This window comes from Rhizobium sp. RHZ01 (genome assembly GCF_014851595.1).
GTDB classification, from domain to species: Bacteria; Pseudomonadota; Alphaproteobacteria; order Rhizobiales; family Rhizobiaceae; genus Rhizobium; species Rhizobium altiplani.
Genome location: NZ_JACUZZ010000012.1, coordinates 93,946 through 120,475, shown reverse-complemented (window position 1 = coordinate 120,475; position 26,530 = coordinate 93,946). Strand labels below are relative to the sequence as shown.

The following is a 26,530-nucleotide window of genomic DNA, read 5'->3' as shown; positions in this document are numbered from 1 at the left end:
CCTAGCCCATCCGCTGTTCTGCACGCAAGCGGCCATAAGCCGCCTTGCCTACGACCCTATCGCTCCCTTGATCAGCGCCTTGGCATCGTCGCTGTCCCAAGCGGCGGGGGCCGTTCATGGCGGAGATCAAGCAGCCCTTGCCGTCGATCAAAAGCGTGACGGGGAGGCCTTCCTTCTTCAGGCTGTTGAAGACCTCGCCGCGGCTTCGACGGCCACCGCGACGAGCTTCTGGTTGTGTCCGCTAAATAAAGTCGCTCAAAAGCATATACGATTGCTGAAGGTTTATTGATTAGCCTTGGATCGAGCCGAGGGACATCGATGAACAGCACGAGCAAGAAAAGCGCTTCGAACGACATGCTGAAAAGGCTGGCGCAGCCAAATACATGGCTTCTTGCACTGGTGGCAGTGGTCGTGCCGAATTTGATCTTCCTGCTCGCAACTCCGTACTTTCTTGTCTACCGGCTGGTTTCGCCTCCCCTTTATTTCCTGGCAGCGATGATTTCCCTTTGGCTGCGGCCACCGTTTGTTTATGTCCTTTTCGGGCTCGTGGCGATTATCGACTTAAGCTTGGTGGTCGCAGTCATGTTCTACTTACCCCTGGCAACCGCCTTTCATACGATTCGCTATCTTGCATCGATCGATGTCGCCGCATCTGCTTTTTACATCGGCGCAATTTCTCTTTTTCTTTTCAACGCGCTTGGAACAGCTTGGCTCGTAAACCGGCATAGAAAGGCGCTTTGCGCTGCCTCGCCATTGCCCGCGGCCATCCTGGCCGCTGCGCTGCCCGTGGCAGATGGCTACGTCAATCGCTTATACGTAAAACAGCCTGCCTCACATTTTGAAAGTGCGATGGCACTGAACGGCCTTGATGCCGAAAGCATAACCAAGCGCGGACGGAACCTGCTGATCGTCATAGTGGAAGGGCTTGGCTCGTTTTCCGACCCCGGGATGAAAGCCCTCTTGGCCAGCAAATTTGAAAGTGCAGCAGTTAAAGCGGGCTACAGCGTACTCTCCGGCAGAAGCAACTTTGAGGGCTCAACCACCTCTGCCGAGTCACGCGAACTATGCGGGCGATGGGGGAATTTCACCGACTATCTGCGCGCCGAACAATACGACTGCCTTCCTTTGCCGAAAGGGGTTTCGCTACAATCTCCTACCACGGCTATTCCAGCGAAATGTTCGATCGAGATGTCTGGTACCCCCGGATTGGCATAAAAGAATCCCATTTCCTCGACGACCTTGCACGCGATCGGCAGCTCTTCCCATCCCGATGCGGCAGCGTCTTCAACGGCCTTTGTGATGGCGAAGTTGGTGACGCAGTTCATCTCCGTCTTCTGGCCAAGAGCGCGCAGCCGATGATAGTCTACTGGTTGACGCTTAACTCGCACATACCCTACGTCGCGAAACCTGGCGGCCAGCTTCATTGCAGGACCAACGAAGCAATCATCAAGAACCAGCGCGTTTGCGAATTGACCGAGATCTGGGCAGAGGTTTTCGACAAGATTTCCGAGATTGCAGCCGATCCAAAGCTACCATCGACGGATATCCTCGTTGTCGGTGACCATACAACACCATTGTGGGAAAAGCGGGCGGCTGTCGCGTTTACGCCAGGCAAGGTCGACTGGTATTTTCTTCAAACGCGTCAAAGTGCTCAGACACAGCTTACGAACCTATCGCGCCCTTGATCAGCGCCTTGGCATCGTCGCTGTCCCAGGCGGCGGGGCCGTTCATCGCAGAGATCAGGCAGCCTTTGCCGTCGATCAAAAGCGTGACCGGCAGGCCGAAGGCGAGGCCTTCCTTCTTCAGGCTGTTGAAGACCTCGATCGTGTTGTCGCGGTAAAGCTGCAGCGCGTTTACGCCGATCTCGCTGAGAAAGGCCTTCGGCTTCTCGTCGTCGCCGGTGTCGATGTTGACGGGCACGACCTGGAACCTGTCGCTGCCCAGCTCCTTCTCGAGCGCGTTCAGCGCCGGCATTTCCTCGCGGCAGGGTACGCACCACGTCGCCCAGAGATTGAAGAGCACGGTCTTGCCGGCGAAATTGTCGAGCGTCATCGATTTGCCGTCCGCGCCCTTGAAGGAAACGGTGGTAAGCCTGCGGTGCTCGTCAGGAGCGACCATCGCCGCCACCTGTCCCTTGAGCAGCGGCGCGATTCTCGCGGCGATCTCCTTTGTCGCCGCGCATTCGCCCGAGGCCGTTTGCGTCCTGCCATTGCCAGACCCGGCTTCCCTGATGTAAACCGCTGCCGCACCGGCAATAATGCCTGCGACGGCCGCGATCCCGATCAGCTTCAGGGATGGCAGGCGCAGGGACTTTCTTGTCGTCATTTCATTCTCCGAGACACGCGTTCTTCAAGGCAGGCATCGTCATGGCCGACAGCACGGATACCAAATCTTCCAACCAGATGTGGGGCGGCCGTTTCGCCTCCGGTCCCGATGCGATCATGGAGGAGATAAATGCCTCGATCGGTTTCGACAAGAAGCTGTTTGCCCAGGACATCCGCGGTTCTATCGCCCATGCCACCATGCTTGCCCACCAGGGCATCATTTCGGCAGACGATAAAGACAAGATCGTCGAAGGGCTAAACACGATCCTGTCAGAGATCGAGAGCGGCAGTTTCGAATTCTCCCGCAAGCTCGAAGACATTCATATGAACGTCGAGGCACGCCTCGCCACGCTGATAGGCCCGGCCGCCGGTCGCCTGCACACAGCCCGCTCCCGCAACGACCAGGTCGCGCTCGATTTCCGCCTCTGGGTCAAGGAAGAGCTGCAGAAGACCGAGCAGCTACTGACCAACCTGATCGCCGCCTTCCTCGACCGCGCCGAAGAGCACGCCGAGACCGTCATGCCGGGCTTCACGCATCTGCAGACCGCCCAACCCGTCACCTTTGGCCACCATTGCATGGCCTATGTCGAAATGTTCGGCCGCGACCGCTCGCGCGTGCGCCATGCAATTGAGCATCTGGACGAGAGCCCGATCGGCGCGGCAGCGCTTGCCGGCACCGGCTATCCGATCGACCGCCACATGACGGCAAAGGCGCTGGGCTTCCGCGAGCCGACACGCAACTCGATTGACACGGTTTCGGACCGCGACTTCGCCATCGAGTTCCTGTCGATCGCCGCCATCGCAGGCATGCACCTGTCGCGTCTGGCGGAAGAAATCGTCATCTGGTCGACGCCGCAATTCGGCTTCGTGCGCCTGTCGGATGCCTTCTCCACCGGTTCGTCGATCATGCCGCAGAAGAAGAACCCTGACGCCGCTGAGCTGGTGCGCGCCAAGACCGGCCGCATCAACGGTTCGCTGATCGCACTTCTGACAATCATGAAGGGCCTGCCCCTCGCCTATTCAAAGGACATGCAGGAAGACAAGGAACAGGTCTTCGACGCTGCCGAAAGCCTGGAGCTGGCAGTATCAGCCATGACCGGCATGGTTCGCGACATGGCCGTCAACAGCGCGCGCATGAAGGCCGCTGCCGGTTCCGGGTATTCGACCGCGACCGACCTTGCCGACTGGCTGGTGCGCGAAGCCGGCCTGCCGTTCCGTGACGCGCATCACGTGACCGGCCGTGCGGTGGCGCTGGCCGAGAGCAAGGGCTGCGACTTGGCCGAGCTGTCGCTTGCCGATCTGCAGGCGATCAATGCCGGTATCACCGACAAGGTTTACGACGTGCTGACGGTCGAGGCATCGGTTGCAAGCCGCAAGAGCTTCGGCGGCACGGCGCCGTCGGAAGTGCGCAAGCAGATCGCCTATTGGCGAGCCCGCAACTGACCTCAACAATCAGGGTGCACAAGCTGGATAAACTTCGCTATGAAGGTGTCCACCAGTGCCGCTTCCCAAGAGGAATTCCATGCAGAAGAGCTTGCCGCAGATCGTCCGCCTGACGGTTGTTTTCGCCGTGATCGGCCTTGCCGTCGCCGGGTGCGGGCGAAAGGGCGATCTCGACCCGCCGAGCGCGAACGCAACGAAGACCGGTGACTCGTCCAAGCCGACGCCGCAGCCGGGCAGGGTCGACAGGCCCTTCATCCTCGATCCGCTTCTCTAAGGCACGCGGCGATCTTTCGGATTCGCCAGCAGCGCTTTAGCCTTTGTATTTATGCATGTCCTGATCCCGAAACCGGTTCCCACGTCGGGAGACATGCTTTGAGAGGCCACTGACGTGAACCATTTCGACTACCGCGACGGCGTTCTCTACGCCGAAAACGTTCCCGTTCCCGAGATCGCCAAGGCCGTCGGCACGCCTTTTTATGTCTATTCCACGGCCACTCTCGAGCGCCACTACCGCGTCTTCTCGGAAGCCTTCAGCGATGTCGACGCGATGGTCTGCTACGCCATGAAGGCGAATTCCAATCAGGCAGTGCTAAAGACGCTGGGCAATCTCGGCGCCGGCATCGACGTCGTATCCGAGGGAGAGCTGCGTCGCGCACTGGCCGCCGGCATCCCGGCATCGCGCATCATGTTCTCCGGCGTCGGCAAGACAGCGCGGGAGATGGACCTGGCCCTCGAGGCCGGCATCTATTGCTTCAACGTCGAGTCCGAGCCGGAACTCGAGATCCTCAACCAGCGCGCCGTCAGGGCAGGCAAGAAGGCCCCTGTCTCCTTCCGCATCAATCCCGATGTCGACGCCAGGACGCATGCGAAGATCTCGACTGGCAAGAAGGAAAACAAGTTCGGCATTTCCTGGGAGCGCGCCCGCGCCGTCTATGCCCGCGCAGCAAGCCTGCCCGGCATCGAAGTGACCGGCATCGACATGCATATCGGCAGCCAGATCACCGACCTGCAGCCATTCGAAGACGCCTTCAAGCTGCTGCGCGAACTGGTCGGCACGCTACGCGCAGAGGGCCACGATATCCATCACGTCGATGTGGGCGGCGGCCTTGGCATCCCCTACCGGGACGACAACAACCCGCCCCCATCGCCGGAAGCCTATGCTGCGATCGTCACGAACACTCTGCGCGACCTCAACTGCAAGATCGTCACTGAGCCCGGCCGCCTGATCGTCGGCAATGCCGGCATCCTGGTCACCGAAGTGATCTACGTGAAGGACGGCGGCGAGAAAACCTTCGTGATCGTCGATGGCGCGATGAACGACCTCATCCGTCCGACTCTCTATGAGGCCCATCACGAGATCCGCCCCGTAGTGATCTCGGCAGCGAACGCGCCGCGCATCAAGGCGGATATCGTCGGCCCCGTATGCGAAACCGGCGACTATCTGGCGCTCGACCGCGAAATGGCGATGCCGAAGTCCGGCGATCTCTTCGCCATCAGCACCGCCGGCGCCTATGGCGCGGTTCAGGCCGGCACCTATAACAGCCGCCTTCTGGTTCCTGAAGTGATCGTCAAGGGCAACGATTTCCACGTGATTCGCCCGCGCGGCACCTACGAAGAGCTCATCGCCCTCGATTCCATCCCGGCCTGGCTGGACTGATCACCGCCTGGCGGGGGCATCACTTTTTGGCGAAGAACCGTGAAAAACCGGCATTGGCTGGGGCTTGCCCTCGCCTTCGCCACAAAGAATGCTATCCTTGATCGAGAGCGAATTGCCCCGGCAATCGCCGGAAACGCCCTCCTGCTTTGAACGCCAGCGCGCGGAGAACGGATTGAACAAGAGCTCCAGCAAGGAGAAAACCGGAGCATTTGCCCTGAGGCCTTCCTTGGCGCGCCTGGTCGCGGCCAAGCGCTTTCTGGCGCGCCTGGTCCTGCTCTTCGAACAGATCCTACCTCTCCTGCTGCCGATTCTGTCGGTTGTGGCGCTCTACCTCACAGCGTCTTGGTTCGGTGTCTTCCGCTACGCGCCCGAATGGATTCGCGTGGCGCTACTGATCATTTTTGCGGTTGCCACCCTCGTCACCCTCCTTCCGCTGCGCCGGCTTCATTGGCCCGATGTGGCTGCTGCCGATCGGTTGCTCGAGCAGCGCAACGGCCTGCAGCATCAGCCTGTTGCCGTTCAGGAAGACGAACCCGCCACCGACACGCCTTTCGCCCGCGCCCTTTGGCGCGAACATCAGACGCGGATGGCGGAGAAGATCGCGGCGCTCGATACCGGCTTCCCACGCCCCGACATCGCCTCCCACGACCGGCTGGCCTTGCGTGCCATCCCGGCATTGCTTGTGGTAATGGCTTTCGCCTATTCGCTATCGACGAGCGGCGGTTCGATCTCGGATGCGCTGCAGCCGCGGCCCGCGCCGCAGGCAGTTGATCCTGCCGTGCGTATCGACGCCTGGGTCACGCCCCCCTCCTACACCGGTCGCGCGCCGATCTATCTGACGGCAAACGGTACCGAGCAGACGGCGATCCGCGTCCCCGAACTCTCGAGCCTGACGGTCCGCGTCAGCGGCGGAAAGACGGCGGAGAAGGTTGTCTTCCGGCACGAGAATGGCGAGGCCGAGGACATCACGCCTCAGGAAGCCGCCAAGCCCCCTGTTACGCCAGTGGCCACTCAGCAGGCCGACGGCACGGCTCCCATCAATCCCGCGCTGTCCGCCACGACGCATCTGATGAAGCTCGAGGAAAACGGCAGGCTCGAGGTCAACGGTCGCGCGTGGAGCTTCGACGTTATTCCTGACAAGGCGCCCGAGATCGCCTTCAATGGAATACCGAAGCCGACCGTCAACGGCGCTCTCGAAATCGGCTTCACGGTCAAGGACGATTACGGCGTGCAGGAAGCGCGCGCGGAGATCGTTCCTGTCGACTCCGACCCGGCCGCAACGCCGCTTTATCCGCTGCCGGACTTCCGCCTGGAGATCCCCCGCCGCAATTCGCGTGACTCCAAGGGATTGACCAGCAAGAACCTGACCGAGCATCCGCTGTCGGGCAAGCGGGTCCGCATCACCCTTATTGCCAAGGACGCCGCCGGCCAGACGGGTCGCAGCTCGCCCTACGAGATGACGATGCCGGCCCGCCCGTTCCACGAGCCGCTGGCCGCCGCCGTCGCCGAAGAGCGGCAGGTCTTTTCGCTCGACACGCGCAAGATGCTGGAAGCGATCACGCTGAACGAGGCGCTGACGCTGCGCCCGGAAGAGACGATCCCGAAGCTGACCAACTACCTGCTGCTGCAATCCGCTCTGACGCGGATGAAGCTCGCCAAGGGCGAGGAGGCGCTGAAGGATACCGCCGACCACCTCTGGGATATCGCTGTAGGCATGGAGGATGGCGATCTGTCGCAGGCAGAACGCAATCTGCGCAACGCCCAGCAGAACCTGGCCGACGCTCTCCAGCGCAACGCCCCTGATGCCGAGATCAAGAAGCTCATGGACGAGCTGCGCAAGGCGATGCAGGACTACATGAAGGAGCTTGCGCAGCGCATGCAGAATGCGCCGATGCAGCCGAACCAGAATGCTCAGAACATCCTTCGCCAGCAGGATCTGGAGCGGATGATGGACCAGATCGAGAATCTGGCGCGCTCCGGCAACCGCGACGCTGCCCAGCAGATGCTCTCCGAGCTGCAGCGAATGATGAACAACCTGCAGGCCGGCAGGCCACAGCAGGGGCAGCAGGGTCAGGACAACAGCCAGATGCGCCAGCAGATGGACAAGCTTGGCCAGATCCTGCGTGACCAGCAGAAGCTGATGGAAGAGACCTTCAAGCTGGACCAGCAGTTGAAGGATCGCATGCAGCGCGGCGATCCGAACATGGGGATGAACGATCCGCTGCTGGACGAGATGCCGATGGACAATGACGGCATGCAGCAGGATCAACAACAGGGACAGCAAGACCAGAGTCAGGACCCGAACCAGAACCAACAGCAGAGCCAGAACCAGCAGGGCCAGTCGCCTTCCGACCAGATGACGGCTGAGCAGCTGCGCGAAGCCTTGAAGCAGCTGCGTTCGCGCCAGGACGAACTTGGCAACCAGCTTGGCGAGCTGCAGAAGGGTCTCGGCGACATGGGCATCAAGCCCGGTCCGGGCTTCGGCCAGGCCCAGCGCGAAATGGAAGGCGCCGGACGCGAACTCGGTCAGGGTCACGGCGAACCGGCCATCCAGGGCCAGGGACGCGCGCTCGAGGCGCTCCGTCAGGGCGCGCGCGACATGATGAACCAGATGATGCAGGCCATGCAGGGCCAACAGGGACAAGGCCAGCAGGGCCAGGTCGGGCAAGGCAATCAGAACGGCCGCGACCCGCTTGGACGTCCACGCCGCGCCGAAGGCCCCGATTTCGGCGATCAGGTGAAGGTCCCGGACGAGATCGACGTGCAGCGCGCCCGCGAAATCCTGGATGCCATTCGCGAGAAGCTCGGCAACAACCCGCCGCAGGAAATCGAACGGCGCTACCTGGAACGGCTTCTGGACATTCAATAGCTCGGCTGTGCCAATTCAGGTCACAATAGCGTGAGATTCGCCACCTCCACGCCAGCACCCCCTATGTCTATTTTGACGCAGATCGCGCGTCGTTTGGGCACGAGTTGAGGGTATTTCCATGAAAACGGAATGGAAGCTGATCGCAGCTGTCGCTCTTGGATTCGGCATGGCTGCAAGCACGGCAAGTGCAATGGATATTGGTGGTTTCGCAACGACCAACAGCGGCGGCAGGACCCTTGCTGCCGACGGCTACGAATCGAGCCGAAGCTGGGGCGGATCGAACAGCTACCGACCGGCTCCCTACAGCATGGAGACAACGGGGAGCATTTCGTCCAGCCGCTCCAGGGCACGGCAACCCGTCAACTGTCCGCCGAGGCCGATTCCCGGCACGCTGCAGACGCAGGGCGGAAACAGCGGAACGACCATAAATCCCGCCTGCCCCGACTATTGAGAAGCTACGGGTTGGATCTTGCCAACGAGGCCATCGTCTCCATGTGGCGCGGCGAAGGCACGATCTGTGCGTGACTGGATGACAAACTTCAAGTTCCGCCACCGAGGCGAGTCCCGCCTGGCGAAAGCTTCGTCTTGTCACGCTGCAGCTGAATAACTATAGCGATTCGATGGCAATTCTTTTCAAGACCGTAATCGGTGAAAACGCGGCATTCGAGTTGATCGAGAATGCGCTCTCCCGTACCGGCGAATACGATGGCTACCTAAACGTCGTGGCTGACGAAGGCGAGAAGACTCTCCCTTGGTCACCCGGCATGCATGCCGAGCAGTTCCAGGCGGAAATCACGGAAATTCTCCGTTCGACCTGGGATATCTGCCGCTTCTGGGTGATCTACGAGCGGCGCGACGACCGGCAGGACGCCGAAGCCAACGCCATCCGCAACGCGGCGTTTAGGCTGACGCGCGGCTATGCCGGCGTCATCGTCGTGACGCTCAGCCTGCTCCACAAGCGCGACAGCCTGGCCGATATCGAACTGATCTTTGTATGTTTCCAGCAGGACTTCCAGCGACGCAATTTTCGCGTCCGCTATGAAGGCAAATTCATCCCCGATGAGGGCTGAATAGTCGAGATCATGCCGTTAGCCGCCTCAGGCGGCCAACGCACGCGCGACAGCCTTGCGGATATCGGGCAAGGCAAAGGGCTTCGAGACGACATCGACGATCTTCTCCGCCAAGTCGTCCGCGCGTTCGCGCTGTTCCGCGTAGCCAGTCATCAGCAGGATCTTCAGTGCCGGGAAGGCGGATTTTGCCTGATGCGCCAGTTCGATGCCGTCCATCACAGGCATGCGGATATCCGAGAGCAGCAGGTCGTAGACGCCGTCTCTGAGTTTTTCCAGTCCCTCCGCACCGTCAGCGGCTTCTTCGGTCTCATGACCGTCAAGACGCAAAGCGCGGGCTACGAAAGAGCGTAGGGAGTCCTCGTCTTCCGTAATCAGAATTTTTGCCATGGTGTGCATCACTCCGTTTCATGCCCCGCAACGGAAATCACACGAGTTTCCTTTGCGATCGGTAAACGGCAGGAAGGGATGGACGGGATGGTTAACAACCCGTCTCATCGTGGCACATTCAGGGTCAGGTCGTGATCCCTAGGCGTCGCCGGTGACGACGCCGACAAATGGGAGTTCGCGGAAGGCGTAGGCGACATCCATGCCGTAGCCGACGACGAAATAGTCGGGGCATTCGAAACCGACATAGTCGGCCTCGAGCTTTTCCTTGCGCTTGACGCTCTTGTCGAGGAGCACGGCGATGGTGACGTTGCGGGCGCCGCGCTCGTAGAGCAGTTCCTTGGCAAACAGCAGCGTACGGCCGGATTCCAGAATATCGTCGATCAGAAGAACGTCGCGATCCTTCACGTCGCTGTCGATATCCTTGACGATCCGCACGCCTTGCGAGACCGTGCCGGTGCCGTAGCTCGAGAGAGTGATGAACTCGACCTCGGGCGCGAGGCCGCTGTCATGCAGCGCGCGGATGAGGTCCGCGGCAAAGATGAACGAGCCTTTCAGCACCGCAATAACCAGCAGGTCCTTCGTCGGTCCCGATGCAATCTGCTTCGCCATGGCATGATTGCGTTCGGCAATCTGCTCGGCTGTGAAGAGTGGCTCGATGTTTTTTCCGCGCACGACGGGCATAAGCAGGCTTGCTCCATGAATAGAAGCACAAGCCGTTACCACAAACGGCGCGATGAAACACCCCTTTAGAGCCCTTCAGGGCATGAACGAAAGCCGGACTTCCGGCATTTTTCCACCGGTGTATTGGACTCTCGTAGAAAATCCGCGGCTTTGACCTGCGTAGATGACATCCACCGGCGGGTTGATGACGATGCTTGCGGTCAACTGCTCGCCGGCAAAAAAGTTGGCGCGGATGGGGCGAACGATCTGCGTCGTGCCGCTCTGGTTGTCGATGATGCCGTTGATCAGCAACACCTGCATCCCGTTTGCCTCGCGGGGCGTGATCGTGACATGCGAGAAATGCAGCGGTGCCTCTGCCGGTGCAGCGTCGCTTTCAGAGAGGCCGGAGAAGCCACCGACGAGACCAAACACCAGCACCGAAAGCGCGACCACCAGGGCGGCGAAAGTCTTGACCGATGCCTGCTGCAGCCAGGCTTCGCCCGCTCGGACGAATGATTCCATCGAAGCTCGCGGGGACGTCGGCCGGAGCATCGAAGGCGCCGGGGGACGTCGGCGATTGCCAGTGAAGCTCCGGGCATCAAAGGCCTGGGAGCGGTTGTTGATCACTACGAATTCGGCATCGGCCACATCGGCTGGGCGGGCTCGGCGGGCCTCGCGCTTGATCGGCTCGGGCGGCAGAAAATCATAGCTGCGGCCGGGCGCCTGGCGTCTGAACGAGGAGGAGGTCATGATGACGGCCTTTCCGGTGTCCACATGGTTTCGAGCCGGACGGAAATCCGGCATTGAAACGAATCCTCCTCAGTCGTAAATTTTAATGGTTAATGCTTCGCAAAGATCGCCATCAAAGCGGCGTCTTTCCGATAAATTTACTGGTTGTTAATGCTGTTGGTTAACAAGTCGTGCGGTGAACAAACAAAAGACTGATCTATCGTTGATCCACTTCGAAAATGTCGGTTTGCGCTATGGGATGGGCCCGGAAATTCTCCGGGACCTGACGTTCGACATTCCGAAGAAATCGTTTCAGTTCCTGACCGGCCCCTCGGGCGCCGGCAAGACCACCTTGCTCAGGCTGCTGTTTCTATCGCTGCAGCCAACCCGCGGGCTGATCCGCATGTTCGGACGCGACATTTCCGATATCCCGCGGCCCGAGCTGCCGCTGCTGCGGCGCCGCGTCGGCATCATCTTCCAGGAATTCCGGCTCCTCGACCACTTGACGACCTATGAGAACGTGGCCCTCCCGCTGCGCGTTCGTGGCAAGGACGAGAGTTCCTACAAGACCGACGTGCTGGAACTTCTGAAGTGGGTCGGTCTCGGCGAGCGCATCAACGTTCTGCCGCCGGTGCTATCGGGCGGCGAAAAGCAGCGCGCCGCGATCGCGCGGGCCTTGATCGACCGTCCCGAGATCCTGCTTGCCGACGAGCCGACCGCCAACGTCGACCCGCCGATGGCCCGCCGTCTGCTCAATCTCTTCCTTGAGCTTAACCGTCTCGGAACGGCCGTTGTGATCGCCACCCACGATCTGGCCCTGATGGACCAGGTTGAAGCCCGCCGCATGATACTCTCGGAAGGGCACCTTGATATCCATGACTAAAGCAGCGCCCAAACCGCCGGCGGAGGCCGCCCCGAAAGGTCAGAAGCGGCCGGAGATGAAGGTGCGGCCGACGGCGCCGATCCTGCCGTCTGCCAACATTCAGGGCAATGCGCTAATGGTGGTGATCGCCATCATGGCCTTTCTCGCCTGCCTGACGCTCGGCGGCGTCAGCATGGTGCGTTCCACAGCGGCGAGCTGGGAGAGCCAGATTTCCCGCGAGATCACCATCCAGATCAGGCCCGATGAGGGCTTGGACATGGAAAAGACGCTGGCGCAGGCGCGCGATCTCGCTCTGACATTCGTCGGCACCAAGGACGGTCAGATCGTCGACGAAGCGGCAACCGCCCGCCTACTCGAACCCTGGCTCGGCACAGGGCTCGACATCAAGGAACTTCCGGTCCCGCGGCTTGTCATTATCACCATCGACGAAAGCAACCCGCCCGATTTCGAGGCAATGCGCTCCCTGCTCAAGGGGAGCATTCCGCAGGCTTCGCTCGACGATCACCGCACCTGGGTCGACCGTCTGGTGTCGATGGCCCACACGACGGTCATGATCGGCACCGGCATCCTGCTGCTTGTCTTCTCGGCCATGGTACTGACAGTCGTTTTCGCAACCCGAGGAGCTCTCTCTGGCAACCGCCATATCGTCGAGGTGCTGCATTTCGTTGGCGCCGAAAGCTCTTTCGTCGCCAACGAGTTTCAGAAGCACTTCCTGAAGATCAGCCTGAAGGGATCGGCGGTTGGGAGCGCCCTTGCAGCGCTGTTCTTCCTCACCGCCGGCTTCTTGCAGAGCCGGACCTTGGCGACGCCGCAGACGGACCAGGCCACCGCGCTCTTTGGCACGTTCTCGGTCGGCGCGCTTGGCTATCTCGGCATCTTTGCGACCATGATCGTCATCGCCCTGCTGACGACCTTCACGGCACGGCTGACGGTGATGCGGACGATTTACGAGATCGATACGTTGCGTTCCGACCCGACACGGGCGGATGGGCTCGTGAATTAAGCTTGTCATGCCTTTTTTGCCATGAAAGCGTCTGTTCGCCGCCGCAATCTGCATATATTTTTCCGATTCATGAGCATGGGACACATTCCGCGCACCCCGATTCGCCCTGGAGCGGAGCTTCTTCGCTCCGACGGGCGACCTGTTCGCGGCCCCGTGCGACGCATGCTGCGCTGGGGCGGCATGGCCTCCATCCTTGCCATCGCCCTGATTTTTGGTGGGTTCCTGCGCTTTGCCGATTCCGTCACTACCCTGAAACCTCCGCTTGACCCACGGGCAGACGCAATCGTCGTTCTGACGGGTGGCTACCAGCGAATCGACCAGGCCGTCGAACTGCTGCAGAAAGGCGCCGGAAAACGCCTGCTGATTTCGGGCGTGCATCCGACAACCACGCCGAAGCAGATCCGCAGGATGACCCAGGCCTCGCCGGAACTTTTCACATGCTGCGTCGACGTCGGCTACGACGCACTCGACACGATCGGCAATGCCCAGGAAGCATCGAACTGGATCCACCAGCGCGGCTACAAGAGCGTCCTCGTCGTCACCAACAACTACCACATGCCGCGCAGCCTGGCGGAACTCGCTTATGTCGACGCCGAAACGCAGTTCATTCCCTACCCCGTTGTGAACACGGACCTGAAGACCAGCGACTGGTTCACCGATCCCAACGCCGTCCGGGTCATGCTCGCCGAATATGCGAAAGTGCTCTTCGCCGGCGCGCGCAATCTGACGGGACTTGGCCGGCACCCTGGGCTCCGCTCGGCAGGCGTCTCCGGCTAAAGCCGAGGGAAACCTTTTTCTGAACGCCAATATCGTGTAGGAGGGCGCAACCGCCTCTTGCGGACATTGGCCTCGGGAAAATTTATGATCGCCCTGCGTTCCGTTCTCTTCAACACGATCTTCTACGCCAACCTCATCGTTCGCATGATCGTGCTCTCCCCCTATTATTTCGTCGCGCCACGCAAGGACGCCTACCGCATACCGAAGAACTGGGCACTGTCGAGCCACTGGCTGATGGAGAAGATCGTCGGCACGACCTTCGAGATCGAGGGCATGGAGAATCTGCCCGATGGCGGCTATATCCTGGCGCCGAAGCATCAGTCGTTCTGGGATACCTATGCCCTGCTGCCGTGGCTCAAGGATCCGGTCTACATTCTGAAGCGAGAGCTGATGTGGATCCCGCTCTTCGGTTGGTATGCCAAGAAGCAGCGGATGATCCCGGTCAATCGCGGCGCCCGCGGCAAGGTGATGGTCGAGGCGTTGAGGCGAACCAAGGAAGAGCTGGCAACCGGCCGCCAGCTGATCATTTACCCCGAAGGCACGCGCCGCCCGCCCGGTGCCGAACCGCTCTACAAATACGGCATCGCCCGCATGTACCGCGACCTGCAGCTACCGGTCGTGCCGGTCGCCATGCACCCCGGCCTGTTCTGGCCGCGCCGCAGCACGTTGCGCTACCCCGGTCACTTCAAGGTGCGGATCCTGCCGCCAATCCAACCCGGCATGGACCCCGATGCCTTTTTCGCGCATCTGATCGAGGTGACCGAGAAGGCGAGCGATGAACTGCTGGTCGACACGGTCAAGCGCAACCCGAACCTGCCGCTCCCGCCGACCGCCGCTCGTCGGCTCGCGGAATTGCAGAAAGCGAAGGCAACGACGGCCTGAACTCAGGCCGCGTTTCTTAGTCGTTCCACTTCGCTGACCACCTGCTCCAGCCAGTGGTCGCGAATGCCCATTTCCCGCAGGTGTGCCAGCGTATTGAAGACATAGGCGTCGTTCGGCCCTGATCGGCCCTCCGCACCGTGGACAACGTGCGCCGCCGCGATCGCGTCGAGCCCACCGGCATATTGCGTATGCGCTCGATCGACGACGTAGGCGACCGCCTTGCTGCTCCGGCCGTCCGCCAACTGGAGGGGCAGGCAACGCTCAAGATAGACGTTGGTTACGAGCTCGCGCTCCCTCAGATAGTCGATTGTCTCGCCCCACTGATCCGGCGCGATCCGAAAGGCCATTCCACGGCAGGAACCACCACGATCAAGGCCGAGCACGAGGCCCGGTTTCTGCTGCGTGCCGCGATGCACCCAGGAATGCACGCAGAGCGACCGTCTATAGCCATAGACAAGCGCCTGAGAACGCTCCAAAAATTCGAAGCCCGGATTCCACATCAGTGATCCGTAGCCAAACACCCAAAATTCGTCCATATCGCACGCCAGACCCACATTCCCACTCGCGCGTCACCTTTGGAGAACATCATGGCAGCGTCAAGCCCATCCCGCAGCGGCAGAAAATTCTGGTGGCTCGGCTGCATCCTCCTCCTGGTGATCGCGCTTTATACGAGTGGCTGGTTCTATGCCGCCGCGCAGCTGAAAACGACGGTGCTGAAGGCGATCGCGCCGGGCAACACCGCAGGCGTCACCGCCGAATGCGCCGATATCGACTTCCGCGGCTATCCGTTCCGGATCGGCCTGTTCTGCTCGAAGGTCGATGTCGATGACAACGTCAACGGCGTGTCGGCGAGTTTTGGCGAGCTGCGCTCCGCAGCCCAGGTCTATGCTCCAGGGCATATCGTTTGGGAACTCGACTCGCCCGCCGAGATCCGCACCGCCCACGGCCTGACGCTCAATGCCGAATGGGCAAACCTGCAATCCAGCCTGATCACCAAGCTAAAGGGCATCGACCGCTCCTCCACCATCATCGACGGGCTCAAGGGGACGGCGGCTTCCCAGACCGGCCAGACGATCAATTTCGACGCTGCTCACACGGAGATCCACCTTCGCCAGAACAACGGCGACCTGGATGGCGCGATCTCGCTGAAGGATTCCAATACCGCCATCAAGGACTGGCCGGCATTCCCGAAGCTCTCGGCGAGCGCCGACGTGACGCTGGCCGGCAAGGCCGGCATGATCGACGGCAGCGACCAAAAGGGCCTCTACGGCGCCAGCGGCGAACTGCGCAAGGTCGTGGCCGACATCGGCGACGGCAAGGTCATGACCCTGAGCGGCCCCTTCTCCTTCGACGAGGAGGGCTATCTGTCGGGCAAATTCAAGCTGGAGATCGAACAGCTCGGCCCCTGGCGCGACAGCGTCAAGCAGACCTTCCCTGAAATCGCCAAGACGGTCGACACTGCCGCCAAGCTGCTGAAAGCTTTGGCGGGCGGCGGCGACAAGGTTTCCGTCGATCTCGTTGTAGCACGTGGCAATGCCACGGTCGGCGGTTTCATTCCGTTGGGATCGATCCCGCCGATCTGAAATAGAGCCTTCAGGCTTTCTTTTCGAGCGGATGCGGACGGCCGAAGTCCGGCGCATCGACGTCCTGGCCGGCCTGGATGATCGAACGGCGGATGGCACGCGTGCGGGTGAACAGATCGAAGATCTTGTCGCCCTCGCCCCAGCGAATGGCCCGCTGCAGATAAGCGAGGTCCTCGGAGAAGCGCGCCAGCATTTCGAGGATCGCATCCTTGTTGTGCAGGCAGACGTCGCGCCACATCGTCGGATCGGAAGCGGCCAGACGCGTGAAGTCGCGGAAGCCGGACGCGGAATACTTGATTACTTCCGATTCCGTCACCGCCTCGAGATCATCCGCCGTGCCGACAATGTTGTAGGCGATGATGTGGGGCAGGTGTGAGACGATGGCGAGCACCTTGTCGTGGTGCTCGGGATCCATCTCGTCGACCTTGGAGCCGAGCGTTTCCCAGAACCGCCGCAACTTTTTCAATGCCGCTTGGTCGGTTCCGGCGATCGGGGTGAAGATGCACCAGCGCCCTTCGAAGAGCCCGGGAAATCCGGCGTCTGGGCCGGATTTCTCCGTGCCGGCAAGAGGATGGCCGGGAATGAAATGCACGTGCGGCGGCATATGCGGCTGCATTTGGGCAATGACGGATGCCTTGGTCGAACCGACATCGGTGACGATGGCACCGGGCTTCAGGCTGCCGGCGATTTCTTTCGCCACGCTCTCCGACGCGCCGACGGGAACCGACACGATCACCAGGTCCGCATCCTTGACGGCCTCTGCCGACGAGGTCGTATAGCGATCGCCCAGGCTCAACTCCTCCGCTCGCTTCAGCGTTTCGGCGCTGCGCGTCGAGACGACGATCTCACCTGAGAGACCGAGCCGCCTGATATCATAGGCCAGCGAAGAGCCGATCAGGCCGATCCCGATCAGCGCAATGCGATCGAACTGCACCGTCATGACTTGCGTCCCATGAACTCGCCGAGCGCTTCGATGACGCCACGGTTCGCCTCTTCCGGACCGATGCTCATGCGCAGCGCGTTCGGGAAGCCATAGCCCTTTACAGCGCGCAGGATATAGCCGCGGCTGGTCAGGAACTCATCGGCTTCCGGCGCGCGCTTGCCATCGACATCCGGGAAGTGGATGAGCACGAAGTTGGCGACCGACGGCGTCACCTTGAGGCCGAGAGCCTCGAGCGCACCCGTCAGCTTCTCGATCCACATCTGGTTGAAGGAGGCGGCCTCCTGCGTGAACGCCTGGTCGCGAATGGCTGCAGCGCCCGCGGCAATGGCTGCGGCGTTCATGTTGAACGGGCCGCGGACGCGATTGACCGCATCGATGATGTCTGCCGGCGCATACATCCAGCCAACGCGAAGCGCGGCCAGGCCATAGACCTTGGAGAAGGTACGGGTCATGACGACGTTGGCATTCGACGAAACGATCTCGATGCCGGCCTCGTAGTCGTTGCGGCGGACATATTCCGCGTAGGCGGCATCGAGCACCAGAACGACCTGCTTCGGCAGGGATGCCTGAAGACGGCGGATTTCGCTGACCGCAACATAGGTACCCGTCGGATTGCCGGGATTGGCGATGAAGACGATCTTGGTCTTCGGCGTAACGGCCGCCAGAATGGCATCGACGTCGACCGTCTGATCCTTCTCCTTGACGACGACAGACGTCGCACCCGCGCCCATGATCTGGATCTTGTAAACGAGAAAGCCGTGCTCGGTGATGATGCCTTCGTCGCCGGGCCCGAGATAGACATGGCAAAGCAGGCCGAGCAACTCGTCCGAGCCATTGCCGCACATGATGTTGGCGGGGTTCAGACCATGCACAGCCGCGATCGCCTCACGAAGTTCCGTCGCCTGGCCATCAGGATAGCGCTCGAGACTGCCGGCGGCATTGCGGAAAGCTTCGATCGCCTTCGGGCTCGCGCCAAGGGGTGTTTCATTGGAAGAGAGCTTGTAGACGCGGGCAACGCCCGGCGCATGTTCCTTGCCCGGCACATAGGCTGCGATATCCAGAATACCGGGACGCGGAACGGGCTTGCTCTTCTCTTCGCTCATGGGATCGACCTTGGAAATACCGGGAAAATTCGGCTGAAATTGCCCCGTGGCAATAGAACGGAACGGCGCCCTTGTCGAGTGCCACGGCTTTAGGCTCTAACGACTGCGCGTCGTTGGAACGCCGTGCGGCGCCAGAACCGGTACGAAGACGCGCCGCGAGGCGCGGGCGGCAACCGGCAGGCCCTGATAGAGCCGCTTCTGCGCCTCGACGATAATAACGCCCGAGAATGCCGGCCATAAGGCGCGTCCCACGCGGTCGAAGACACTGCGCAGGCTCATCATCGTGCGCAGCTTCGAGGGTGGAAAGAACAATGCTTCCGCCGTCGCGCCGGGCGTGAAATTGGTCTCGCGCAGAAGGCTCGTCAGCTGCCCTCGCGAATAGGGGCGTCCAGAGCCGAACGGCGTGTGTTCCATGCGCGCCCAAACACCGCGGCGGTTCGGGACGACGATGACCAGCCGTCCGCCTGGCGCCAATACGCGCCACAGCTCCTTCAGGGTTTCCCGCGGGCTTTCGGCGAATTCCAGGGAGTGGACCATCAGCACCCGGTCAATCGAGGAATCCGGCAGTGGCAATTCCTCGTCGAAGATCAGGGCGGTCGAGGAAAGAGCGCCTACCGGCCAGTTCACCGCCCCCTGCCCGGCCGGCATGAAGGCAAAGGTTCGCTCCGTGTCGGGTTGAAAGCGATCGAGGAAGGGAACCACGTAGCCGAGGCCAACGAGACGCTCCTGCGGTAGCCGCACCCAAAGCGACGAGAGGGCCATAGCGATCGAGTGCTCGGCAATGCGCCCGAGGTCGGAATGATAGAACTGGCGTAGGTCGACAATATCAGCGTGCATCAAGGCAAATGTTATCAGTGCACGGTTGGACTTCAAGGCGCGACCCTCTACATTCCCGATATACCCGCGATAAAGAGGCTGCCTGAAACTATGAAACCTTTGGATTTAGACGTTTTTCTCTGCCGCTCCGACAATTTCGGTGTGTTGGTGCACGATCCTGAAACCGGCCTGACGGCATCGATCGACGCTCCGGATGCAGGCGCAGTGGAGAAGGCTGCGTCCCGCCGCGGCTGGACGATCTCGCATATCTTCACAACCCATCACCATACGGACCACGTCGAAGGCAATCTCGCGCTCAAGGAACAATATGGCTGCGAGATCATCGGCCCGATCAACGAGGCGGTGGCAATCCCCGGCCTCGACAAGACCATGGCCGATGGCGATACATTCCTGTTCGGCGATCACACGGTACAGGTCATCGAGACTCCCGGACATACGGCCGGGCATATCTGCTACCACTTCGTCGACGACAAGCTGCTTTTTGCCGCCGATACGCTATTTGCGCTCGGCTGCGGGCGTCTTTTCGAGCGCCCGGCTGCCGATATGTGGCACTCGCTTCAGAAGCTTGCCGTGCTGCCTGACGAAACCGCGATCTACTTCGGCCACGAATACACACTGTCGAACGCACGTTTTGCGGTCACCATCGATCCGGACAACCAGCGACTGGTAGTCCGTGCGGCCGAAATCGAAGCTCTGCGGGCCGAGAACAAGTTCACCATCCCGACCACGCTGGCGCTTGAAAAAGAGACCAACCCGTTCCTGCGCGCCGCCGATCCGGCCATCCGTCGCAACCTGCTGATGGAGAACAAGAGCAACGAGGAAGTCTTCGCGGAGATCCGCCGGCGCAAGGACAATTTCTGATGTCGCCGGACGATATTATCCGCGAGCTTGGAATGCAGCCGCATCCCGAAGGCGGTTGGTACGTGCAGACGTTCCGAGACCTCAAGGGGGGATCGCGCGGCCACTCGACGGCGATCTACTATCTCCTGAAGGCGGGGCAGCGTTCTCACTGGCACCGCGTCCGTGATGCGGCGGAAGTCTGGCACCACTATGCCGGGGCTCCGCTTGCGCTTCACTGCTCTGAGGATGGCACCAGCAGCGAGACGCTGATCCTTGGGACTGACATCCCCAAGGGCGAGCGTCCGCAGGCGATCATTCCCGCCAACTGGTGGCAGTCAGCCGAAACAACGGGCGATTACACGCTAGTCGGATGCACGGTTGCGCCCGGCTTCGAATTCGCATCCTTCGAAATGGCACCGCCGGACTGGAAGCCGGCGGATTAGAGCCTTTCAGCGTCTAGGCTATTCCGCCTTGCTCAACCATCGTGGCCTTGCGGCGAAACATCTCGTTTGCCGCAAGCACGGCACCGCCTGTCACGAGCACGCAGGCGAGGGCGATCCGCCAGCTCGGCTCGGCAAAGCCGAACAGCGTGAGGTTGAGCGTCGAGAGAAGCGGCGCGGCATAGCTTGCGGCACCCAGGATCTGGATATCGCCGTTCTTGACACCGTAGTCCCACGCATAAAAAGCCGCTCCCACAGGAAAGAGCCCGAGGCCAACCACCGCGATCCACTGCAACGCCGTTTCCGGCCAGACGGTTGTCTCGAGCCCGAGATGGCAAATGAGCGACAGGATCGAGGTCGCGATGCAGAAGCCGGTGACGACGTCGGTCGAGACCGCATCGAACCGCCGTGTCAGCAGCGAATAGCCCGACCATGTGAAGGCGCAGAGGAAAGCCGCTCCATAGCCGACGGCATAGGCGCCATCGAAATTGATGCCGTTGCGTCCGACGATCAGGAAGGTGCCGCAGAGACCGGCCAACGCCCCAGCCACATGATACCAGCGCAGTCGTTCGCCCGGCAGCAGCGCCGATCCGACGACGATCAAGAGCGGCCAGAGATAGGCAATCAGCCCGGCTTCGACGGCCGGGGCGTTTCTGATGGCCGTGAAATAGAGGAAATGATACCCGAACAGGCCGGCGATCCCTGTCACCCAGACCTTGGCCGGCTGCTTGAGCAGCGCCAGGCGCGAACGATTGAGGAGCAGCACGACGATGCCGGGAATGCTGCCGATGGCAAAGCAGATAGCCGATAGCTGGAACGGCGGCATGGTGCCTGATGCAGCTGTCAACAGCGCCAGGATCGACCACATGAGAATGGCCGTAAAGCCGATTAGCGTCGCCCGAAGCTTCACCTGTCCCCCTTCACGGAGGCCCCTGCTCCGTCAGCTCGCACCGTACTTTACAGCGGTGATCGTCACCGGTCCGTATTGCGTCGGAATACGAACATAAACAGGAGCATATACATTTGCCGCATCTGACTTGGCAAACCAGATTTCCATCCGGCTGCTCTTGCTCAGATAATCGATATCCTTCCGCCCCTTCTTGTAGCCGGAGCGAGGGACGAACCGCACACTGCAGACGGTCGCCTTGCCGTTGAAACCCGTGGTCGAGAAATTCTGGGCACCCTTCGGCGAGAGCACGAGATCCATGCGCATCTCGCCGTCATAAATCGGCAGCTTCTGCGCGCAGACATTGGCATCTGCGGGGAAGATCAGACCCGAGATCGGATCGAGGACCGAGCGCATGTCGCTTGCCGGTACGTTGACCCAGTTGTTCGGAGGCTTTCGGGGCGGCTTCACCGTCGTCGAGGTGATATTGCCGTTGCTGTAGCGCACCTCGTATGTCCGGGCGCGCTTGCCGCTCTTGTAGTAGAGATAGTAGCGGGACGCCTGCAGTCGGTCGCCGCGCAGAACGCCGTCGACGCTCGTCTTGGCGGAGATGTTGGTAACGAGGTCGGCAAGGCCGGCCGAGCTGATGTCACCCGACACCTGGTAGCTCTTGTCGTCCTCGATCTTCGTCAGGAAGGCGGCGCGCGCAATCGTCAGTATACCGAGCGAGACCCTGTATTCCGTCCGATGCACGATCTCGCTCGCGCTGGCCGGAACGGCCATCAGCGCCGCGACCGCGGAAACAAAAATGCGTTTGCCCAGATGAGCCATGAAATGAACCTTGTTCAAGCGGCTGGTAAAGCCGTTCATCACGGTCTATACGCCTGTGTCACGACGAAGCAAACACAAGCTTTTTGACAGAATTGCGGGAAACGCCAAGGTTTGGCTTGACGCACGCGGCCTGCCTGACTATAGAACCGCAACTTTCCAATCATGGCCCGTTGGATTGCTAGCCCGATTTTGCGCGGGTCCGCAACCGATGGCCGAGAAAAACAAGAATAGGTGTTCCATGTCCCGCATGTGCGAATTGACCGGCAAGGCAGTCCTGACTGGTAACAATGTCAGCCATGCCAACAACAAGACCAAGCGCCGGTTCCTCCCGAACCTGTGCCAAGTTACGCTGATCTCCGACGCGCTCGGCCAGCGTTATCGTCTTCGCGTTTCGGCTGCTGCTCTTCGTTCCGTCGAGCATCGCGGCGGTCTCGATGCCTTCCTGCTGAAGGCAAGCGAAAATGAACTGTCGATGCGCGCTCGTCTGCTGCGTCGCCAGATCGTCAAGAAGACTGCCGAAGCTGCTGCTGCGTAAGCTTCGACCGCTTCTTCTTCATACGGCTTCAAAAGGCTTGCACGGATAATATCCGGACAAGCCTTTTGCTTTGCCGATTGTTCCTCGAACTGGTGGCATACCCCAGGATAAAAAAATGCTGACGACTCGCTCTACGCTGATCTATGTCGCACTGATGACGCTGGTTGTCGTCGCCTCGAACTTCCTCGTCCAGTTCCCGCTGCATGCCGAGCTCGCCGGCATCAATCTGGCCGACATCCTGACCTGGGGCGCCTTTACCTATCCGGTCGCCTTCCTCATCACCGATCTGACCAACCGCCAGTTCGGCCCGCAGGCTGCCCGCAAGGTTGTCTTCGCCGGCTTCGTCGTTGGCGTGACGCTGTCCTTCTATACCTCGGTTCCGCGTATCGCGATCGCCTCCGGCTCGGCCTACCTCGCCGGGCAGTTGCTCGATATCTCGGTCTTCAACCGCCTGCGCCGGCAGGCCTGGTGGCGCGCACCGCTCGTCGGTTCGCTCATCGGGTCGATGCTAGACACGGTGATTTTCTTCTCCTTCGCCTTTGCGGCCTTCTTCGTCTTCCTCGGCCCGAACGATCCGTTCGCGCTTGAATCGGCGCCAATCCTCGGCGTCTTTTCCGCTGCGGCACCGCGCTGGATTTCCTGGGCGATTGGCGATTTCTCGGTAAAAATGATCGTCGGCCTCGTGATGCTGCTGCCCTATGGCGCACTGATGAACGTGCTGCGCCCGATGCAGGCCGCACGCGCCAACTAAAAAGCCCGAAGCCACTATCTCGGACGGACGACGGAGCCGATGCTCCGCCGTTTTGCGTTCGAGCACACGGAAACTCGCTGCACGATTGGCTATTTTGCGGCTACGCTGCTTCGAGTGATCGGCGGCTGATGCCACGTTTCAATTCTGTAAGCGGGCCGTGTCGCCGGCTCGCGGTTCCACCAACCGGAACTCCAGCATCAGATTTCGCTGCAGGATGGAGTGATTGTCATCGGAGACGATCACCACGTGCGTGGTGCCGTCTTCGGCTGCGAAGGCATCCAGACCTTCCATATTGTCGATCTGGTAGCTGAAGTCGCCCTGCAGCAATATCTCGCCGTCCATGACGGCGCCCGGGCGGATGTCGGCCGCCTTGATGCGGCGAATGCGCATTCCGATACCTTCCGCCATGTTGAAACGGCGCTCCAGGAGCAGGAGATCACCATTCGGCAGGAAGGTGCCGTCCGTTGCATCGAAATCGCCATAGTGAGCGAGCGCAAGGCGTCCCTTCTGCGGCCCGTCCAAGATTGCTGCATAGGCATTCCCGTCAGCGTCCAGGCTGCGCTCCGCGACGATCAATGTGCCCCCTTCCAGAACGCTGTCGACGGGCGCAACGGCGATCGTCTCGAAGCCGCGATTCCCCCGCAGCGATTTCTTGGGAAAGGGAATCGGAAGGGCATCGATCGCACGCGATGTCTCGAAACCCGGATCGGGATAGACATCGACGCGATGATCCTGCTCGAAGGAAACGAGGATCCGGTCGCCATGCAGCGTCAGGCCCTCGGCATCCATATACCCCTTGCCTTCGAAGCTGCGCCCCACGCGGTTCTTCATCGGCGTGATGGCGACTTCGGCGAGACCCGACAGGCGTCCCTGCGGATCGCGTTCGATATGGCCCGTCATCCAGTGACCGGTGTCCAGCACGCCGACGAAATGCGTCTTGTCCGATCGAAACCGGATCGACGACAAAGAGCCGAACAGTCGATGCGGCGAGACCATTTCCAGCCCGCCGAGAAACTCGAGAGAGCCGAATATGATCTCATCGGAGCCGATCTTGAAATCGGTGATGACGCGACTGCGGACCTCGACGTCGCCCTCGGCAAGCGCCGACGACGTGAGAGCCGCCAGCCCGAAAGCAATTGACATGACGCTGGCGAAGGGCTTCCGGAGCATCCAGAAAGCGTCCTTTCGCGGTTAACCGGCGCGGCGGAGGCGACCGCCCCGCGGCTGGGCGGTCTTATCTTCAAACAGCGACGCAAGCTGCTCGGTCATGGCACCGGCCAGCTCGTCAGCATCGACGATCGTTACGGCGCGCCTGTAATAGCGCGTCACGTCATGGCCGATGCCGATTGCCAGCAGCTCTACCGGTGAGCGCGTCTCAATCCGGTCGATGACGGCACGCAGATGTCGCTCCAGGTAGTTGCCCGGATTGACCGACAGCGTCGAGTCATCCACCGGCGCACCGTCGGAGATCATCATCAGGATCTTGCGCTGCTCACGGCGGCCGATCAGGCGGTTATGCGCCCACATAAGCGCTTCGCCGTCGATGTTCTCCTTGAGCAACCCTTCGCGCATCATCAGGCCGAGATTGGGCCGCGCGCGACGCCAGGGAGCGTCGCCCGACTTGTAGATGATATGCCGCAGATCGTTGAGACGGCCCGGCGTCTGCGGCTTGCCGCTGGCAAGCCACTTCTCGCGCGCCTGTCCGCCCTTCCAGGCCTTCGTCGTGAAGCCCAGGATCTCGACCTTGACGCCGCAACGCTCCAGCGTGCGGGCCAGGATATCGGCGCAGGTGGCGGCAACCGTGATCGGACGGCCGCGCATCGAGCCCGAGTTGTCGATCAGAAGCGTCACCACCGTATCGCGGAACTGCGTGTCGCGCTCCATCTTGAAGGAGAGCGCCTGCATCGGGTCGATGATCATGCGCGTTAGGCGTGCCGGGTCGAGATAGCCTTCCTCGAGATCGAAATCCCAGGAACGGTTCTGCTGCGCCATCAGGCGGCGTTGCAGGCGGTTGGCCAGTCGACCGACCGCGCCCTGCAGGTGCGCAAGCTGCTTGTCGAGGAAGGCCCGCAGGCGCTCGAGCTCGGCCGCGTCGCAAAGCTCTTCGGCGGTAATCGTCTCGTCGAACTCCTCGGTGAAGACGTGGTAGTCCACCTTCTCGTTGAAGTCGTCGAAGGGCGTGTTCGGACGGCGGGTCTCGCCCGGCGTCTCGGAATCTTCCTCGCCTTCTTCCTGCATGTCGTCGTCGGAGATCTCGGCGCCTTCGGTCTCGCCGTCCTCCATCTGCTCGTCGGCGACCTCGCTGTCCTCTACGGGCGCGGCATCCGAACCCGCATCGTCATCGACCTCCTCCTGATCCTGCTCGTCGCCGTTCGGCTGGTCTTCCTGCTCAGATTCATCGTCGGACTCTGGCTGACTGTCGTCGTCACCGTACTCTTCCGCCATTTCCATGACGGAGAGCATGTGGCGGATCACCTTGGAAAAGGCCTGCTGGTCGCCGATGACGGAGGGAAGGTCGTCGAGGTCGGACCCAGCCTTCTCCTCGATGAACGAGCGCCAGAGATCGAGCACCTTGCCGGCGGAGGCTGGCGGCTTCTCGCCCGTCAGCTTCTCACGCACCATCATGGCCATCGCTTCGCCGATCGGCGCGTCTTCCTGCCGCTCGATGCCGGAGAAATTCGCCTTGGAGTATTTCTCGTCGGTCATCGTCCGGAGATTCGTGGCCACGCCTTCCATCCGCAGCGCACCGATCGATTCCACGCGCGCCTGCTCGACGGCGTCGAAGATTGCCCGCGCGTCGGAGCCTTGCGGGGCCATCGTCGCATGAACCTTGTCATCGTGGCATGCGAGCCGCAGCGCCATCGAGTCGCCGAGACCGCGCGTAATCGCCAGCTCACGCATGGTCGGGCGCTTGGAAAGCTCCGGCAGACGGATCCTTTCGGCCGTCATTCCAGGGCGTTCATTGGCGAAGGTCACCTCGACGTCGCCGGCGATCGCGCGCACGCTGCCGGTTATCGCCCGGCGCAACGGCTCGACGTCGACAGGCGAGCCGGGCTTTGCTTTCGAATTGTCACCGCGAGCAGCCATGATCGGTCGG

General features: G+C 61.2%; 29 protein-coding genes and 1 pseudogene. 17 read left to right on the top strand and 13 right to left on the bottom strand.

Annotated elements, in window-relative coordinates:
- Nucleotides 1-48: 48 nt before the first annotated feature.
- Nucleotides 49-193 (bottom strand): annotated as a pseudogene (locus IB248_RS14755) (TlpA family protein disulfide reductase); the annotation flags it as partial.
- A gap of 125 nt (nt 194-318) precedes the next feature.
- Here IB248_RS14755 and IB248_RS14750 point away from each other — a divergent pair.
- Together IB248_RS14750 and IB248_RS14745 are read left to right on the top strand one after the other, a co-directional pair.
- A complete protein-coding gene (locus IB248_RS14750; RefSeq protein WP_192241131.1) occupies nt 319-1,215 on the top strand; it encodes a hypothetical protein in 897 nt (298 codons plus the stop codon).
- A gap of 140 nt (nt 1,216-1,355) precedes the next feature.
- On the top strand, nt 1,356-1,685 hold the full coding sequence (locus tag IB248_RS14745; RefSeq protein ID WP_192241130.1) for a hypothetical protein: 330 nt from the start codon (nt 1,356-1,358) through the stop codon (nt 1,683-1,685).
- Here the strand turns inward: IB248_RS14745 and IB248_RS14740 are convergent.
- Nucleotides 1,663-2,325: a TlpA disulfide reductase family protein gene (locus IB248_RS14740; protein WP_113470286.1), complete on the bottom strand. Its 663-nt coding sequence runs from the start codon at nt 2,323-2,325 to the stop codon at nt 1,663-1,665. The two genes, IB248_RS14745 and IB248_RS14740, sit on opposite strands and share 23 nt — an antisense overlap.
- A gap of 41 nt (nt 2,326-2,366) precedes the next feature.
- Between IB248_RS14740 and argH the strand changes: the two genes are divergently transcribed.
- From argH to IB248_RS14710, 6 genes are all read left to right on the top strand, one after another.
- Nucleotides 2,367-3,767 carry an argininosuccinate lyase gene (gene argH / locus IB248_RS14735; RefSeq protein WP_113470285.1) on the top strand — a complete coding sequence of 467 codons (1,401 nt, stop codon included), beginning with the start codon at nt 2,367-2,369 and terminating at the stop codon, nt 3,765-3,767.
- A gap of 79 nt (nt 3,768-3,846) precedes the next feature.
- A complete protein-coding gene (locus IB248_RS14730; RefSeq protein ID WP_018857791.1) occupies nt 3,847-4,041 on the top strand; it encodes a lipoprotein in 195 nt (64 codons plus the stop codon).
- 114 nt (nt 4,042-4,155) lie between these two features.
- Nucleotides 4,156-5,424, top strand: a complete 1,269-nt coding sequence (lysA, locus tag IB248_RS14725) for a diaminopimelate decarboxylase (RefSeq protein WP_018857790.1) — start codon at nt 4,156-4,158, stop codon at nt 5,422-5,424.
- A gap of 226 nt (nt 5,425-5,650) precedes the next feature.
- On the top strand, nt 5,651-8,293 hold the full coding sequence (locus IB248_RS14720) for a TIGR02302 family protein (RefSeq protein WP_246733634.1): 2,643 nt from the start codon (nt 5,651-5,653) through the stop codon (nt 8,291-8,293).
- Nucleotides 8,294-8,411: 118 nt separating this feature from the next.
- Nucleotides 8,412-8,744, top strand: coding sequence for a hypothetical protein (locus IB248_RS14715; RefSeq protein WP_018857787.1), 333 nt, complete (start codon nt 8,412-8,414; stop codon nt 8,742-8,744).
- Nucleotides 8,745-8,913: 169 nt separating this feature from the next.
- Entirely contained in the window at nt 8,914-9,363 is a 450-nt protein-coding gene (locus IB248_RS14710; RefSeq protein WP_018857786.1) for a hypothetical protein, read from the top strand.
- Between the two features lie 27 nt (nt 9,364-9,390).
- On the opposite strand, the gene IB248_RS14705 is transcribed toward IB248_RS14710, so the two are convergent.
- From IB248_RS14705 to IB248_RS14695, 3 genes are all read right to left on the bottom strand, one after another.
- Nucleotides 9,391-9,750 (bottom strand): response regulator, encoded by a 360-nt coding sequence (locus IB248_RS14705; protein WP_007789408.1) that lies wholly within the window; start codon nt 9,748-9,750, stop codon nt 9,391-9,393.
- Between the two features lie 138 nt (nt 9,751-9,888).
- Nucleotides 9,889-10,431 (bottom strand): hypoxanthine phosphoribosyltransferase, encoded by a 543-nt coding sequence (hpt, locus tag IB248_RS14700; protein WP_018857784.1) that lies wholly within the window; start codon nt 10,429-10,431, stop codon nt 9,889-9,891.
- A gap of 75 nt (nt 10,432-10,506) precedes the next feature.
- The gene (locus tag IB248_RS14695) at nt 10,507-11,214 is read right to left on the bottom strand and encodes a hypothetical protein (protein ID WP_113161169.1); all 708 of its coding nucleotides are present in this window, start codon (nt 11,212-11,214) and stop codon (nt 10,507-10,509) included.
- Nucleotides 11,215-11,362: 148 nt separating this feature from the next.
- Here IB248_RS14695 and ftsE point away from each other — a divergent pair, with 148 nt between their 5' ends.
- The 4 genes from ftsE to IB248_RS14675 all read left to right on the top strand — a co-directional run bounded on the left by ftsE (nt 11,363) and on the right by IB248_RS14675 (nt 14,684).
- Entirely contained in the window at nt 11,363-12,022 is a 660-nt protein-coding gene (ftsE, locus tag IB248_RS14690; protein WP_007528031.1) for a cell division ATP-binding protein FtsE, read from the top strand.
- 55 nt (nt 12,023-12,077) lie between these two features.
- Nucleotides 12,078-13,025, top strand: coding sequence for an ABC transporter permease (locus IB248_RS14685; RefSeq protein WP_245267959.1), 948 nt, complete (start codon nt 12,078-12,080; stop codon nt 13,023-13,025).
- A 69-nt stretch (nt 13,026-13,094) separates the two neighbouring features.
- Complete coding sequence (locus IB248_RS14680; protein WP_025661883.1) at nt 13,095-13,802, top strand: YdcF family protein; 708 nt, start codon at nt 13,095-13,097, stop codon at nt 13,800-13,802.
- A gap of 84 nt (nt 13,803-13,886) precedes the next feature.
- Complete coding sequence (locus IB248_RS14675) at nt 13,887-14,684, top strand: 1-acyl-sn-glycerol-3-phosphate acyltransferase (RefSeq protein ID WP_018857779.1); 798 nt, start codon at nt 13,887-13,889, stop codon at nt 14,682-14,684.
- 2 nt (nt 14,685-14,686) lie between these two features.
- On the opposite strand, the gene IB248_RS14670 is transcribed toward IB248_RS14675, so the two are convergent.
- Nucleotides 14,687-15,220, bottom strand: a complete 534-nt coding sequence (locus tag IB248_RS14670) for a gamma-glutamylcyclotransferase (protein WP_192241129.1) — start codon at nt 15,218-15,220, stop codon at nt 14,687-14,689.
- A gap of 51 nt (nt 15,221-15,271) precedes the next feature.
- On the opposite strand from IB248_RS14670, the gene IB248_RS14665 reads away from it, so the two are divergent.
- Nucleotides 15,272-16,267 carry a DUF2125 domain-containing protein gene (locus IB248_RS14665; protein WP_018857777.1) on the top strand — a complete coding sequence of 332 codons (996 nt, stop codon included), beginning with the start codon at nt 15,272-15,274 and terminating at the stop codon, nt 16,265-16,267.
- 10 nt (nt 16,268-16,277) lie between these two features.
- On the opposite strand, the gene IB248_RS14660 is transcribed toward IB248_RS14665, so the two are convergent.
- From IB248_RS14660 to IB248_RS14650, 3 genes are all read right to left on the bottom strand, one after another.
- Nucleotides 16,278-17,207, bottom strand: coding sequence for a prephenate/arogenate dehydrogenase family protein (locus tag IB248_RS14660; RefSeq protein ID WP_018857776.1), 930 nt, complete (start codon nt 17,205-17,207; stop codon nt 16,278-16,280).
- The gene (gene hisC / locus IB248_RS14655) at nt 17,204-18,313 is read right to left on the bottom strand and encodes a histidinol-phosphate transaminase (protein WP_192241128.1); all 1,110 of its coding nucleotides are present in this window, start codon (nt 18,311-18,313) and stop codon (nt 17,204-17,206) included. The genes IB248_RS14660 and hisC overlap by 4 nt, the downstream gene beginning before the upstream one ends.
- Before the next feature lie 96 nt (nt 18,314-18,409).
- Nucleotides 18,410-19,186 carry a class I SAM-dependent methyltransferase gene (locus IB248_RS14650; RefSeq protein WP_025661878.1) on the bottom strand — a complete coding sequence of 259 codons (777 nt, stop codon included), beginning with the start codon at nt 19,184-19,186 and terminating at the stop codon, nt 18,410-18,412.
- A gap of 54 nt (nt 19,187-19,240) precedes the next feature.
- On the opposite strand from IB248_RS14650, the gene gloB reads away from it, so the two are divergent.
- Both gloB and IB248_RS14640 read left to right on the top strand, forming a co-directional pair.
- Entirely contained in the window at nt 19,241-20,011 is a 771-nt protein-coding gene (gloB, locus tag IB248_RS14645; protein ID WP_018857773.1) for a hydroxyacylglutathione hydrolase, read from the top strand.
- A complete protein-coding gene (locus IB248_RS14640; RefSeq protein ID WP_018857772.1) occupies nt 20,011-20,433 on the top strand; it encodes a cupin domain-containing protein in 423 nt (140 codons plus the stop codon). Before gloB ends, IB248_RS14640 begins: the two co-directional genes overlap by 1 nt.
- 13 nt (nt 20,434-20,446) lie before the next feature.
- Here IB248_RS14640 and IB248_RS14635 read toward each other — a convergent pair whose 3' ends face one another.
- Together IB248_RS14635 and IB248_RS14630 are read right to left on the bottom strand one after the other, a co-directional pair.
- Nucleotides 20,447-21,340, bottom strand: a complete 894-nt coding sequence (locus IB248_RS14635) for an EamA family transporter (protein ID WP_169681359.1) — start codon at nt 21,338-21,340, stop codon at nt 20,447-20,449.
- Nucleotides 21,341-21,370: 30 nt separating this feature from the next.
- The gene (locus tag IB248_RS14630; RefSeq protein ID WP_113161191.1) at nt 21,371-22,147 is read right to left on the bottom strand and encodes a DUF3108 domain-containing protein; all 777 of its coding nucleotides are present in this window, start codon (nt 22,145-22,147) and stop codon (nt 21,371-21,373) included.
- A 238-nt stretch (nt 22,148-22,385) separates the two neighbouring features.
- Here IB248_RS14630 and rpmB point away from each other — a divergent pair, with 238 nt between their 5' ends.
- Together rpmB and IB248_RS14620 are read left to right on the top strand one after the other, a co-directional pair.
- Complete coding sequence (gene rpmB, locus IB248_RS14625) at nt 22,386-22,682, top strand: 50S ribosomal protein L28 (protein WP_024316182.1); 297 nt, start codon at nt 22,386-22,388, stop codon at nt 22,680-22,682.
- A 115-nt stretch (nt 22,683-22,797) separates the two neighbouring features.
- Complete coding sequence (locus tag IB248_RS14620; RefSeq protein ID WP_192241127.1) at nt 22,798-23,433, top strand: queuosine precursor transporter; 636 nt, start codon at nt 22,798-22,800, stop codon at nt 23,431-23,433.
- Nucleotides 23,434-23,571: 138 nt separating this feature from the next.
- On the opposite strand, the gene IB248_RS14615 is transcribed toward IB248_RS14620, so the two are convergent.
- Together IB248_RS14615 and cobT are read right to left on the bottom strand one after the other, a co-directional pair.
- Nucleotides 23,572-24,603 (bottom strand): esterase-like activity of phytase family protein, encoded by a 1,032-nt coding sequence (locus IB248_RS14615; RefSeq protein WP_192241126.1) that lies wholly within the window; start codon nt 24,601-24,603, stop codon nt 23,572-23,574.
- A 21-nt stretch (nt 24,604-24,624) separates the two neighbouring features.
- Complete coding sequence (gene cobT, locus IB248_RS14610; RefSeq protein ID WP_192241125.1) at nt 24,625-26,520, bottom strand: cobaltochelatase subunit CobT; 1,896 nt, start codon at nt 26,518-26,520, stop codon at nt 24,625-24,627.
- Between the last annotated feature and the right edge of the window lie 10 nt (nt 26,521-26,530).